Annotated in this window: 11 protein-coding genes and 1 pseudogene; 1 reads left to right on the plus strand and 11 read right to left on the minus strand. The window is 42.1% G+C overall.

What is annotated here, in order from left to right; genetic code table 11:
• Window positions 1-452: 452 nt before the first annotated feature.
• From carB to ACWJAF_RS01775, 3 genes are all read right to left on the minus strand, one after another.
• Complete coding sequence (gene carB / locus ACWJAF_RS01765; protein WP_448861801.1) at window positions 453-3653, minus strand: carbamoyl-phosphate synthase large subunit; 3201 nt, start codon at window positions 3651-3653, stop codon at window positions 453-455.
• Window positions 3653-4723 (minus strand): carbamoyl phosphate synthase small subunit, encoded by a 1071-nt coding sequence (locus tag ACWJAF_RS01770; RefSeq protein WP_296093129.1) that lies wholly within the window; start codon window positions 4721-4723, stop codon window positions 3653-3655. Before ACWJAF_RS01770 ends, carB begins: the two co-directional genes overlap by 1 nt.
• Before the next feature lie 259 nt (window positions 4724-4982).
• Window positions 4983-6128: a transglutaminase domain-containing protein gene (locus tag ACWJAF_RS01775; RefSeq protein ID WP_448861803.1), complete on the minus strand. Its 1146-nt coding sequence runs from the start codon at window positions 6126-6128 to the stop codon at window positions 4983-4985.
• A gap of 285 nt (window positions 6129-6413) precedes the next feature.
• On the opposite strand from ACWJAF_RS01775, the gene ACWJAF_RS01780 reads away from it, so the two are divergent.
• The gene (locus ACWJAF_RS01780; RefSeq protein WP_296032173.1) at window positions 6414-7679 is read left to right on the plus strand and encodes a peptidoglycan-binding protein; all 1266 of its coding nucleotides are present in this window, start codon (window positions 6414-6416) and stop codon (window positions 7677-7679) included.
• A gap of 191 nt (window positions 7680-7870) precedes the next feature.
• Here ACWJAF_RS01780 and ACWJAF_RS01785 read toward each other — a convergent pair.
• The 8 genes and pseudogenes from ACWJAF_RS01785 to ACWJAF_RS01820 form a co-directional block, all read right to left on the minus strand.
• Window positions 7871-8074: pseudogene (locus ACWJAF_RS01785) on the minus strand (Uma2 family endonuclease); the annotation flags it as partial.
• Between the two features lie 103 nt (window positions 8075-8177).
• Window positions 8178-9215 (minus strand): RIP metalloprotease RseP, encoded by a 1038-nt coding sequence (gene rseP / locus ACWJAF_RS01790; RefSeq protein WP_296032174.1) that lies wholly within the window; start codon window positions 9213-9215, stop codon window positions 8178-8180.
• 9 nt (window positions 9216-9224) lie between these two features.
• Window positions 9225-10367 (minus strand): 1-deoxy-D-xylulose-5-phosphate reductoisomerase, encoded by a 1143-nt coding sequence (locus ACWJAF_RS01795; RefSeq protein WP_296032176.1) that lies wholly within the window; start codon window positions 10365-10367, stop codon window positions 9225-9227.
• Between the two features lie 10 nt (window positions 10368-10377).
• The gene (locus tag ACWJAF_RS01800) at window positions 10378-11184 is read right to left on the minus strand and encodes a phosphatidate cytidylyltransferase (RefSeq protein ID WP_448861805.1); all 807 of its coding nucleotides are present in this window, start codon (window positions 11182-11184) and stop codon (window positions 10378-10380) included.
• On the minus strand, window positions 11177-11920 hold the full coding sequence (locus ACWJAF_RS01805; RefSeq protein WP_448861846.1) for an isoprenyl transferase: 744 nt from the start codon (window positions 11918-11920) through the stop codon (window positions 11177-11179). The genes ACWJAF_RS01800 and ACWJAF_RS01805 overlap by 8 nt, the downstream gene beginning before the upstream one ends.
• A 160-nt stretch (window positions 11921-12080) precedes the next feature.
• Window positions 12081-12632: a ribosome recycling factor gene (frr, locus tag ACWJAF_RS01810; protein ID WP_296032179.1), complete on the minus strand. Its 552-nt coding sequence runs from the start codon at window positions 12630-12632 to the stop codon at window positions 12081-12083.
• Between the two features lie 50 nt (window positions 12633-12682).
• A complete protein-coding gene (pyrH, locus tag ACWJAF_RS01815) occupies window positions 12683-13378 on the minus strand; it encodes a UMP kinase (RefSeq protein WP_296032181.1) in 696 nt (231 codons plus the stop codon).
• A gap of 172 nt (window positions 13379-13550) precedes the next feature.
• Window positions 13551-14129 (minus strand): xanthine phosphoribosyltransferase, encoded by a 579-nt coding sequence (locus tag ACWJAF_RS01820; protein WP_296032183.1) that lies wholly within the window; start codon window positions 14127-14129, stop codon window positions 13551-13553.
• Between the last annotated feature and the right edge of the window lie 81 nt (window positions 14130-14210).

Raw genomic sequence — 14210 nt, forward strand, 5'->3', positions numbered from 1 at the left:
ACATAACGATTGGTATCATATCATGTTTATTTCGTTTTGTCAACTTTTTTATTTCCAGATGCCTTGTGACACACATTACAGACGGCTTTTTCTGCTGTTTTTTCTCCTTTCATCATCATTTTTGCAATCCATTTTTTACATTTTTTACGATCTTGAAATTCATCCGTAACATTTTATTAATATTCCTTTTTACAATAACTTACCAGTGCCAGAATGACAAATAATGGAATACTTATACCTGCTGCAATTACGATGATATATGGTATCCAGTGATAACCACTTCCAATCTTCACAAAGATTCTTTCGAATGTCCGGCAACAAAAAAAGCAGCATACCGCAAGTAATCATGCTGTATGCCACTTTTTATTTATATTTTTACAAACATTACAAATATCAATTTTTCAAATTCTGTTGCACAAAATTTATTTACACCAAATCCGATTGTCCAAATTCTATTTGATCTTGGCGATATCAATCAGTGTCAGTTTCTGGATATCTGTATTCTCAAGACTGGTGATCAGAGCTTTTGCTGTATCGATCGCTGTCAGTACATTAACACCTGTCTCGATCGCATTTCTACGGATCACGAATCCGTCTCTTGAGTGATCAGCTCCCTGCGGAGGTGTGTCGATAACCAGATCGATCTTATGTCCAAGAATCAGATCCATAAGGTTCGGTGATTCCTGCTCGATCTTATTGACTGTCATCGCTTTTACGCCTGCATCTGTCAGAACCTTTGCAGTTCCTTCTGTAGCAAAGATCTTGTAACCGATCTTCTCAAATCTGCGTCCGATCTCTACTGCTTCATCCTTATCTTCATCACGAACTGTCATGATCATGTTCTTGTGTTTTGGAAGCTTGATTCCGGCACCGATGAATGCTTTATAAAGAGCTTCATCAAATGTCTTGGCAATTCCCAGACACTCTCCTGTAGACTTCATCTCAGGTCCAAGGCTGATATCAGCACCACGGATCTTCTCAAATGAGAATACCGGCATCTTGATTGCAAAGTAATCTGCTTCCGGCTGTAATCCAGGTGTATAACCAAGTTCTTTGATCTTGTGTCCGATGATCACCTTTGTTGCAAGTGGTACGATCGGAATACCTGTTACCTTACTGATGTATGGAACAGTACGGCTGGAACGAGGGTTAACTTCGATTACATATACATCCTCGCCACATACGATGAACTGGATGTTGATCAGTCCGATTACGTGTAATGATTTTGCAAGTCTTCTTGTATATTCCGCAATCGTCTCTTTTGTCTTCTGAGAGATGCTCTGTGCAGGATATACAGAAATACTGTCTCCGGAGTGGATTCCGGCACGCTCGATATGCTCCATGATACCTGGAATCAGGATATCTTCTCCGTCACATACGGCATCGACCTCAATTTCTTTACCCTGTAAATATTTATCAACCAGGATTGGGTGATCCTGTGCGATACGGTTGATGATTCCGATGAACTCATCGATATCATGATCGTTGATCGCAATCTGCATTCCCTGTCCACCAAGTACGTAAGAAGGTCTTACCAGCACCGGATAACCCAGTCTGTTCGCTACTTTCTTAGCTTCTTCGGCTGTAAATACAGTTCCACCTGTCGGTCTTGGGATCTCGCACTGCTCAAGAATCTCATCGAACAGCTCACGGTCTTCGGCTGCATCTACATTTTCAGCAGATGTTCCAAGGATCGGGACGCCCATCTTCATTAGAGACTCTGTAAGCTTGATCGCTGTCTGTCCACCAAACTGTACAACTGCTCCGTCTGGTTTTTCCAGATCTACGATGCTTTCTACATCTTCCGGTGTCAGAGGCTCGAAGTACAGCTTATCTGCGATATCGAAGTCTGTACTTACCGTCTCAGGGTTATTATTTACAATAATTGTCTCGTATCCTTCTTTGGCAAATGCCCATGTACAATGTACAGAACAGAAGTCGAACTCAATACCCTGTCCGATACGGATCGGTCCGGAACCAAGTACCAGTACTTTCTTCTTGCCGGAAGTCTCAACTACTTCGTTCTCACTTCCGAATACAGAGTAATAATATGGTGTCTCTGCTGCGAACTCAGCTGCACAGGTATCAACCATCTTATAAGAAGCTGTAATGCCATTGTCATGACGAAGATCATGGATCTCACGCTCTGTCTTTCCTGTCAGTTCTGCAATTACATTATCCGGGAATTCTAAGCGTTTTGCTTCTTTTAATGTCTCTGCTGTTAATTCTTCTGTCTTTAGTTTCTGTTCCATCTCTACAAGAATTGCGATCTTATCGATGAACCAGTTGTCAATCTTTGTAATTCTGTGAATATCTTCATAGCTGATGCCCTGGCGGATTGCTTCTGCGATCTTCCAGATACGGCGGTCATCTACAACTTTCAGTTCTTCTAACAGTTCTTCTCCTTTTAAGTAAGAGAAATCATAAGACATAAGGCTGTCTACATGCTGTTCCAGAGAACGGATGGCTTTCATAAGTGCTCCCTCGAAGTTATCACAGATACTCATAACTTCTCCAGTCGCTTTCATCTGTGTTGTCAGTGTACGTTTTGCACTGATGAACTTATCGAATGGAAGTCTTGGGATCTTAACAACACAGTAGTCAAGCATAGGCTCGAAACTTGCATATGTCTTCTTTGTTACTGCATTCTTGATCTCATCCAGTGTGTATCCAAGAGCGATCTTTGCTGCAACCTTGGCGATCGGGTATCCTGTTGCCTTAGATGCAAGAGCAGAAGAACGGCTTACACGAGGGTTAACCTCAATTACACAGTACTCAAATGAATCCGGATTCAGCGCATACTGTACGTTACATCCACCAGTGATATTCAGCTCGCTGATGATATTAAGAGCAGATGTACGGAGCATCTGGTACTCTTTATCACTCAGTGTCTGGGAAGGTGCTACTACGATACTGTCTCCAGTATGTACACCTACCGGGTCTAAGTTTTCCATATTACATACGGTAATGCAGTTACCATTGCTGTCACGCATTACTTCGTACTCAATCTCTTTCCATCCTGCGATACAACGCTCTACCAGAACTTCTCCAACACGTGAAAGACGCAGTCCGTTTTCCAGGATCTCTACGAGTTCTGTTCTGTTATCAGCGATTCCACCACCGCTTCCACCAAGTGTGTAAGCCGGACGAAGTACTACCGGATATCCGATGCTTTCTGCAAATTCAATACCTGCCTGTACATCTTTTACGACTTTAGAAGCTGCACAAGGCTCGCCGATCTTTTCCATTGTCATCTTGAATTCCAGACGGTCTTCGGCCTTTTTGATTGTCTCAGAAGTGGTACCGATCAGACGTACGTTATTTCTTTCAAGGAATCCATTTTCATCCAGCTCCATAGCCAGGTTCAGTGCTGCCTGTCCACCAAGTGTAGGAAGGACACTGTCTGGTTTTTCCTTTAAGATCAACTGCTCTACTACTTCAACTGTCAGAGGCTCGATGTATACGCGATCTGCGATATCTTTATCTGTCATGATCGTAGCCGGGTTAGAGTTCAGAAGAACTACTTCCAGACCTTCTTCTTTTAATGAACGGCAGGCCTGTGTACCTGCATAGTCAAACTCCGCTGCCTGTCCAATGATAATAGGACCAGAGCCAATTACTAATACTTTCTTAATATCTTTAATTCTAGGCATTATTTTGCTCCTTTCATCATATCCATAAATCTGTCAAACAGGTATCCGGAATCCTGTGGTCCAGGACAAGCTTCCGGGTGGAACTGAACTGTGAAAATGTTCTTTCCTTCGTATGCAAGTCCTTCGTTGGTTCCGTCGTTAACATTGATAAACGCTTCTTTTGCCACTTTCGGGTCAATTGACGTACCGTCAACTGCATAGCCATGATTCTGTGAAGAAATGTAAACTCTGTTATTGCTCAGATCCTTCACCGGATGGTTACCGCCACGGTGTCCATATTTCAACTTATAAGTCTTTGCGCCATTTGCAAGTGCCATAAGCTGATGTCCGAGACAAATTGCAAAAATAGGAATATCAGTATTGTATAACTTCTTGATCTCTTCAATAATAGATACGCATGTCTCCGGATCTCCAGGCCCATTAGACAACATAATGCCGTCCGGGTTAGCAGCAATGATTTCTTCTGCTTTTGTACCTGCCGGATAAATTGTTACTTCACAGCCACGCTCATTTAAAGATTTGGCAATGTTCTTCTTCGCACCGAAGTCCATAAGGGCCACTTTCGGTCCATTGCCTTCTAAGACATATTTTTCATCACATGTTACTTTTGATACCACATCACCAACTGTGTATGCTTTCAGTTTTGGAAGAATCTCATCTAAATTGTAATTCTCATTTGTGGTGATCATTCCGTTCATGGTTCCCTTTTCACGAAGAATCTTCGTAAGGGCACGTGTATCAATTCCTGCAATTCCAGGAATATCCTGCTCTTTCAGAAAATCCTGAATTGTTCCTTCACAACGGAAGTTGCTTGGCATTCTGGAAAGTTCTCTTACGATATATCCATCCGGCCATGCCTTCCTTGACTCCATATCCGGTGTGATGCCATAATTTCCAATCAATGGATAGGTCATTACTACGGCCTGTCCCGCATAAGAAGGGTCGGTTAATACCTCCAGATAACCTGTCATTGAAGTATTAAACACTATCTCGCTAATCATGTCTCTTGTCGAACCTATGCTGGTTCCGGTAAAGACAGTCCCGTCTTCTAATATAAGAAATGCTTTCATATATTCACCTTTTCCCTTCTGTGTTTCTTTTTCTTTTTTCATGAAGTCATACCGCCATTTCCGTGGATTTTTCTATATCTGGGCAAAAAAAATTCGTTGTAACAAGGAATTTTTCTTAAAAATATAGAACAAAAGGCAGTTTGTGCAAGCACAAAACCGCCTTGTTTTTGATCCATCGATACCAGACAATTTATGTCTTCACAAATTGTAAAAATTATACTACATAATCCGGCGATTTTCAACGGATATTTTTGTTTTTTTATGAATACTGCCAAAATATTACAATCTTGTGCAGTCTCGGGTCATCGATGTATTGATACTTTACCTGCGCAAGACCATAGGCCTGCGCCAGGTTCTTTGCCGCTTTTTGCAGTTGATTCTGGAAAATGTCATCGTGTGCCTGCTGGTACAGATCCTCGTCTGCGAATTTAAACGTTGTTGATGATTCCTTATTCCAGACTGACTGATTCATCGCATTTAATACCTGTTCTCCGTCATACTGCTGATAATACATTCCATTTACTACATAGTAATTCGCATCCATCTTACTGCATGCCGGAAGTACGGTCTCACTATCCGGCACATGCGTCTGCAATAGTTCTGTGTCATCACAGCACATATAGTCATAACTGATATTCTGATCCGCAGATGTCTCTTCTCCTTCTGCTTTCTGGAATACGGGATCCCCCCAGGTTGTATCTAGATAATAATAGTCTCCGTTACATTTCACCAGATTCCATGCATGACTTTCTCCTCCTGTCGTCTTCCCCGTTACATAAGTACAGAAGACTCCCAGTTTTTCCAGCAGATACTGCGTCGCTCTCGAATATCCCGCACAGACGGAACGGTGATTTACAAATACACTGTAAATATTCTGGTTATCTGATGCTTCCGCATCATAATCTACCATATCAACAATCTTTTCATATACATAAAGGATCTTATGATAATCATCCGCATCATTTTTCAGATCTTTCAGCCATTCATCCACCTGCTGTTCAATCTCCTGACTCATGAATGAACTTTCTCCGGCATCATATATATACTTGGGTTTTAATACTGTATAACTTTCATTTCCTTTGTGTGAAACTGCAGTTGCCGTCCCATCGCACCAGAAAACATCCGGCTGGTCCTTGATAATATCCTGAAAAATCTGATTCGCCTGGTTTGCATCCGACGCATGTACATAGATCTCTTCCGTATGGTTTCTGACTCCTTCTAAGATTTCCTGATAGATCTGCTTTTCCTCGTCTGCCAGCTGTTCATAATAATATTTGTCCGTGGCATTCTCCATCTCTCCACTCGTCTTCTGATAGGGAATGCTGCTTTTTTCCTGATCTGTTCCTTTGTTCCAGTTCACAACTCTCTGCGCACCTGCAGCCCCGGTCAGAATGACACAAAACATGAGCAAAACTGCAAAACCATGCTTTCTTTTTTTATATTTCCTTCTTATCATACATTCCTCTCTATTATACATCTTTCTCTATATTTTGCTCTTTGTCGTTCCATTATACATTTTTCTTTGTACCTCTGCAATTCCGCCAAAGACCATCTCAGATAAAAATCAGATGCCGTTTTCTTCCTTGCCACCTGCAATGATGATTGCATTTTTATCTGGCTTCTCCACAATGCACATAATTACTTTCTTCGCATATTCTTTCAATGACAGAATCTTTTAAGAGGTATTTTCATGAATGGATCACTTCCAAATCCTCAGGACACACCTGACAAAGGCCGTCTGCAGGTCAATATCGTTTCCGATATCACTGCATTTCCAATCGCAGATGCTAAGATCTCCATCTCTTATACCGGAGTTCCTGACTCAGAATTAGAACAATTGGAAACCGATTCTTCCGGACAGACCGAAACCATCGATCTTGCAGCTCCTCCTGTGGAATATAGTCTGAATCCAGAAAACGAACAGCAGCCTTATTCTGAATATACGTTACAGGTAACTGCTCCGGGATTCGAATCCATCAGCATCGCAGGTGCCGAAATTCTTTCTGATGTTACCGCCATTCAGAATATACGTCTGAAACCAATCGATAATCCAAACGCAGACGAAGATGTCTACGTAATTCCAGCTCATACATTATATGGTAATTATCCGCCGAAAATTCCAGAAGACGAGATCCAGCCAGTACCGGAAAGCGGCGAGATCGTATTAAGCCGGGTTGTGGTTCCGGAATATATTGTTGTACATGACGGAAGTCCCCGGGATTCCACCGCAACAAATTATTATGTGAAATATAAAGACTACATCAAAAATGTCGCCTCCAGTGAAATCTATGCCACATGGCCGGAAAATACAATCCGGGCAAATGTACTGGCGATCATGTCCTTTACACTGAACCGGGTATATACGGAATTTTACCGGAACAAGGGATATGATTTTACCATCACCTCCTCCACTGCATTCGACCATAAGTGGATTCCTGAGCGAAATATATTTGATACGATCTCAATTATTGTGGATGAATTATTTGCAGATTATCTCTCCCGTCCGAATGTAAAGCAGCCGATACTTACACAGTACTGTGACGGACGGCAGGTGCAGTGTCCGAACTGGTTAACGCAGTGGGGCTCAAAAAGCCTAGGCGACCAGGGCTACTCTCCGATTGAAATCCTTCGTTATTATTATGGAGATGACATGTACATCAACACTGCCGAAGCCATCTCCGGCATCCCGTCTTCCTGGCCTGGTTATACACTTGAGATAGGCTCAAGCGGCAGTAAAGTCCGGCAGATTCAGGAGCAGCTAAATGTCATCGCCGGGGCTTATCCTGCCATTCCGAAAGTAACTGCAGATGGTATCTATGGTCCGGCAACTGCGGAATCTGTACGCACTTTCCAAAAGATCTTTGGACTGCCGCAGACTGGGGAGGTGGATTATACAACATGGTATAAGATATCGGAGATCTATGTAGGGGTGTCGCGGATTGCGGAGTTAAACTGAATAAAAGAGATGCGCTATACACCTCTTTTATACGTTCTCTATATTCCGTTTCATTATTTCATCTGCCATATTGTAATCAATATAATACCTGTCACAAATAACTGTATCCATTAGCAACGTGCACCGCCAAGTGTACAAAAAATCGGAAAGATCTCATTTTTGATTTCTTTCCGATTTTAGAAAAATTATAAAAATACCTGTACAGTCTGTTTCAGTGGATTAACAATCCAGTATTCCCGGACACCGGCGGTACGGTATTTGAAAAGTTTTGTCAGGTAATCCATCCGCTGACTGCTCGGTGATACAATTTCGATAATGAAATCCGGTGCACCATTGCATCCTTTATCCGTAATTTTTGATGGATCACAAATTACCGAAATATCCGGTTCCACATAAATGTAGCAGATAGTTCCATTACAAGCCGCTGGTGTTGATAGCTTTATATTGTAATTAACACTTGTATCTATTTCTAATTATACATATAAAACAAAATTTCTTCTATCCCCCAAAGAATATCCGGTGAATATCATTATACATCACAAACACCATCAGTGCCATCAATATAACAATCCCCGCAAAATGCACATATCCTTCTTTCTCCGGTGGGACTCGTTTCTTTCTGATTGCCTCGATGAATAAGAACACCAGTCGTCCTCCGTCCAGTGCCGGAAGTGGTAACAGGTTCATAACACCAAGGTTTGCTGATAACAGGATCGCCATATTCAGCATCTGTACTGCTACAACGAATGCTCCGTAAGACCGGCTCTGCTTATATGTCGTATCTACGGAACTTACAATTCCCACCGGTCCGGATAACTGGTTGACTCCGATCTGGCCGGTTACCAGCATCTTCAGGCTGTCGAGTGTTGTACAGATCCAGAATTTCACTTCATAGGCCCCGTACTGAAGTGCCGTCAGCGGATTAGCTTTCGTATATCCTGTGCTTCCGATTCCAAGCCGTTTATATCCAAGTTCTTTATCCATCTTCGGTGTCAGTGTCACTGTGATTTTCTTACCGTCACGCAATACGGTCACATCGATGTCTTCATTGGCATGAAACTGGTTATAAAAGCTTATTTCTCTGAAAATGTGGATGTTTTTATTCCCCATCTTTACAACCTCGTCGCCTTTTTGCAGTCCGGCTTCTGCTGCCGGATATCCGGCGTCCACCGCACCGATCACAGGTTTGTCATAGCCTACCATAGCCGTTATGATCACTGCAAATACGAATGCCAGTATGAAATTAAATACCGGTCCTGCAGCAATCACCGAGATTCTTGCCCATACAGACTTGTTATTAAAGTTATTTGGCGAATCCGTCGCCTCGTCATCTTCCCCCATTGCGCAGTATCCGCCGATTGGCAGTATCCTGATCGCATATTTGGTTCCTTTATATTCTTTCGAATAGATTGCCGGTCCCATTCCAATAGCAAATTCATTGACATCTATTCCATTTTTCTTCGCCAGTAAAAAATGACCAAGCTCATGGAAAAATATGATGAAACTGAATAATAAAATTGCTAATATAATTCCCAAATTCTCCGGTTACCTCCTGCTGTTGATTCTTTCATATGTTGCAGCTTCCGTCTCCAGAATCTGCTCCAGTGTCGGATTCTCAATGTTCTTATGTGCCTTCATACAATCCTCGATGATCTCTGTAATCTCCAGATATTTTATCTTTCTGTTTAAGAACTGGCTGACTGCAAGCTCATTTGCCGCATTGAATACCGTCGGAAGACTTCCACCTGTACGACCTGCTTCGTATGCAAGTTCCAGTCCGTAGAATGTATCCGTATCCGGTTTTTCAAAGTCTAATTTTCCAAGACTCCAGAAGTCCACTCTGTCTCCCGGAAGGAAACGACGTTCTGGATAATACAGTGCATACTGGATTGGAAGTTTCATATCCGGTGTTCCAAGCTCTGCTATGATCGCACCGTCAACGTATTCCACCATGGAATGAATAATACTCTGTGGCTGAACAACTACTTGTACCTGATCAACGTCTACATCAAATAACCATTTTGCTTCGATTACCTCAAGTCCTTTATTGACCATTGTAGACGAATCAATTGTAATCTTGCGTCCCATGGACCAGTTCGGGTGTTTTAACGCATCTTCTACTTTGATCTCCATTAATTCTTCTGCCTTTTTTCCACGGAATGGTCCGCCGGATGCAGTCAGGAGAATCTTATGCAGTGCTCCGTGTGTATTGCCCTGTAATGACTGGAAGATTGCACTGTGTTCACTGTCTACCGGAAGGATGGATACACCCATCTCTTTTGCCAGAGGCATAATAATGTGTCCTGCTGTTACCAGCGTCTCTTTATTCGCCAGTGCGATATCTTTTCCTGCCTTGATTGCTTCAATCGTCGGACGGATTCCAATCATTCCTACAACTGCTGTCACAAGAATCTCTGTTCCATCCATTGTTGCAACTTCCAGAAGTCCATCCATACCTGCAACAATCTTAGTGTCTGTATCTGCCACATTGACACGAAGCTCTGCTGCTTTTTCTTCTGACCATACAGCCACGATCTGTGGATGAAATTCCCGGATCTGCTCTTCCAGCATCTTAATATTGCTTCCGGCTGCCAGTCCGAGCACCTCGATATCTCCATTTTCTCTTACGACTTCCAGCGTCTGTGTTCCGATAGAACCCGTCGAGCCTAAGATTGCTATTTTTTTCATATACTGCCTCCTACAATCTGCCTGCAAGGAATGTTGCAAGATAATAAATGATCGGTGCTGTAAAGATCACACTGTCAAATCTGTCAAGGATTCCGCCGTGTCCAGGTATCAGTTTTCCATAGTCTTTGATATCATGGTTACGCTTAATTGCAGATGCCGCAAGATCACCGATCTGTGAGATCATACCACCTACACCACAGATGATTGCATACTGTCCTGCACTTACACCTGCTCCTGTAACCTTATTCGCTGCAAACGCAAAGATTGCTCCAAGAAGCGCTGCACCAACGATTCCACCGATACCACCCTCTACGGATTTCTTCGGGCTTAATTTTGGCGCCATTTTATGCTTTCCAAGAAGCATTCCCGCACAATATGCGCAGGTATCACATCCCCATGAACTTAAGAAGATCAGCCATACTGCTACTGCACCGTCCGACAGCATTCTTGTCTGATAAACATATGACAGCATCACTGCCACATAAAACACCCCAAAGAATACTGTCATTACCTGCTCTGCCTTAAATGTCGGAAATGAAAATACATATACCGCCATCAGCACAACCAAAAATGCAATCGTAAAAAATGTCACATACTGCATCTGTCCGGTATATAAAATACCATAATATACAACTGCTGCCAGATAACCTGTCAACCCCAAAATCTTATTCTGTACATCCACTACTTTATAAAGCTCTGACAATCCGATCAGGCTGATCAGCGCCAGAAAGCCAAATAATAAACCACCGCCGGTTCCTACTGTAGCGATTAGTATGATGACCAGAACAACTCCACTTAATAATCTTGTCTTAAACATTCTGTTCCTCTTCCTCCTTCACACCGCCATAACGTCTGTCGCGGTGATTATACTGCTCAATGGCCTTCTCAAGCTCTGCTTTGTTAAAGTCCGGCCACGGAACCTCTGTAAAATAAAACTCTGTATAAGCAAGTTGCCATAACAGATAATTGGAAAGTCGCAGTTCCCCGCTGGTACGGATCATAAGATCCGGATCCGGAATTCCTCTGGTATCCAGATACTGTTCAAATGTCTGTTCTTCAATCTCATCCGGATTCACCTTTCCGTCTACACAGTCTTTTGCAAGTCTACGGATTGCACGGACCATCTCATCACGGCTTCCATAATTGATCGCAATCTGGAAATTCAGACCACCGTTATTCTTCGTTGCCTCTTCCAGATCCAGAATCCGCTTCTGGATATCTTCATCCAGTCTGGTAATATCTCCGATCACCCGGACCTTCATGTCATTCTTTGCAGCCGTCTTAAGACATGTCTTCATATAATTGCGGAGAAGTTTCATCAGCGCATTTACTTCATCATCCGGACGGTTCCAGTTCTCTGTCGAAAACGCATAGACTGTCAGATATTTGATTCCCATTCTCCATGCTTCTTCACAGATGCGCTCTACATTCTTACTTCCCTGCGCATGGCCATAGTTACGAGGCATTCCTTTTGCTTTTGCCCAGCGGCCATTTCCATCCAATATGATTGCAACATGTTGTGGTACATTCATTAGATTTTTCCTCCTGTGCAGGATCTTTTTTCTATTTCAAGATCCTGATCATTTACCTTTTTCGCAACAAGAACAGAGGGGACAGTTCCAGAGCCTCTGGATCTTATCCCCCTCCCGTTGTATACTGTTCTATCTTTTCAAGGTCTTAGCATGTGTCTAAAAATGATTTTTCAGACACGCTCTATACTGTCATAACCTCTTTTGATTTTACTTCTACAGCTTTATCTACTTCTTTTACATACTTATCTGTCAGTTTCTGAAGATCATTTTCCATATCCTTCATCTCGTCTTCTGATACGTCTGTTCCTTTTAATTTCTTAACAGAATCGATTCCGTCACGGCGGATGTTACGGATTGCAACTTTTGCTGCTTCTCCTTTTTTCTTAACGTCTTTTACTAATTCTTTTCTTCGGTCTTCTGTAAGTTCCGGGAAAAGAAGACGTACAGTTGTTCCGTCATTTGTAGGGTTAATTCCAAGATCAGAAGTCATGATTGCTTTCTCGATCTCTCTTACCATGCTCTTTTCCCATGGCTGGATCTGGATCATACGTGCCTCCGGTACAGATACGTTCGCTACCTGCTGGATTGGGGTTGGTGTTCCATAATAGTCTACCATAATTTTATTTAACACGTTTGGATTCGCACGTCCTGCACGGATTGCTGATAATTCTCCGTCCAGGTTTCCGATTGTTTTTTTCATCTTTTCTTCAAATGGTTTTAATCTTTCATTCATAGTGTGATCTCCTTTTATCGCAATTATGTTCTAATATTTTTTATTTTTCATTATACAGTTACTTTTGTTCCTGTAAATGTTCCTTTCATGGTCTCAACGATACTGTTTTCTTCGTTCAGTCCGAATACCAGCATTGGCATCTTGTTTTCCAGGCACATGATAGATGCTGTTAAATCTACAGCCATAAGTTTCTTATCAATGATCTCCTGAATAGAAATCTCATCATATTTTTTAGCTTCCGGATTTACCTTCGGATCACTATCATAGATGCCGTCGATTGCTTTTGCAAGCAGCATTGCATCTGCTTCAATCTCAATTGCTTTTAAAACTGCTCCTGTATCTGTAGAGAAGTATGGATGACCTGTTCCGCCTGCAAAGAAGATAACCTTTCCTTCATTCAGAGCTTCTACCGCTGCATCCTTGGAAAACAGAGTTGTAAATGCACCACATACGAAAGGTGTAAATACTTCTGTCTTCATTCCTGCATAACGGAAAATGTCTGAGACATAGATACAGTTCATAACTGTTGCAAGCATTCCGATCTGGTCAGCTTTTACACGGTCGATCGTTTCGCTTGTTCTTCCTCTCCAGAAGTTCCCGCCGCCTGTTACGATCGCTACCTGGATTCCATCATCAACCAGTTCTTTTACCTGTTTTGCTACGCCCATACAGGTTGCTTCGTCAAATCCTGTCTTTTTATCACCTGCGAGAGCTTCCCCGCTGAGTTTTAATAATACTCTCTTCATAAGTTCTTACTCCTTACTTTAAGTTCTCTTTATGCATCTGCATACTTATTATAAAGTATAGCATAGGAATAAAAAAAAGGGAATATGAAAGCCTCACATTCCCTTAATAATTTATGTTGGTGTTAACACCGTGTCTCGTTTTTACCAGTCACTGACTCCGTAATTACTGTCATTAATCGCGGAAAACAACTTCCCCTGTCTTTTCATCCATGCTTTCTACGATTGCAAGTGATTCCAGATGAATTCCTTTTGAACGGATAATATCTCCGCCAACCTGGAATCCTTTTTCAATGACAACACCTGCTCCAACCAGTTCTGCTCCGGATTTTTTCACCAGTTCTGCCAGACCTTCGAGTGCTTTTCCATTTGCCAGGAAATCATCGATCAGAAGAACCTTGTCCCCTTCTCCAAGGAATTCTTTGGATACGATAATATCATATACTCTTCCGTGTGTGAAGGATTCTACCTTTGTTGTATACACATCTCCTGCAATATTCTTTGTCTGGGTCTTCTTTGCAAATACAACAGGTACATCAAATACTTCTGCCGCAACACATGCGATTCCAATTCCAGAAGCCTCGATCGTAAGGATCTTCGTGATCTCTTCATCTGCGAATCTTCTCTTGAATTCTTTTCCTATCTCCTGAAATAATTTCACATCCATCTGATGATTTAAAAAGCTGTCCACTTTTAAGACATTGCCTTCTTTTATCTTTCCGTCCTTACGGATTCTGTCTTTTAATAACTGCATCTTAGCGGCCTCCACATATAATTTCTAAACGTTACCCAATATTGTAATAACTTTCTGTAATGATTTCAAGTAGTTTATCTA

The sequence above is a fragment of the Dorea sp. genome, from assembly GCF_977044405.1.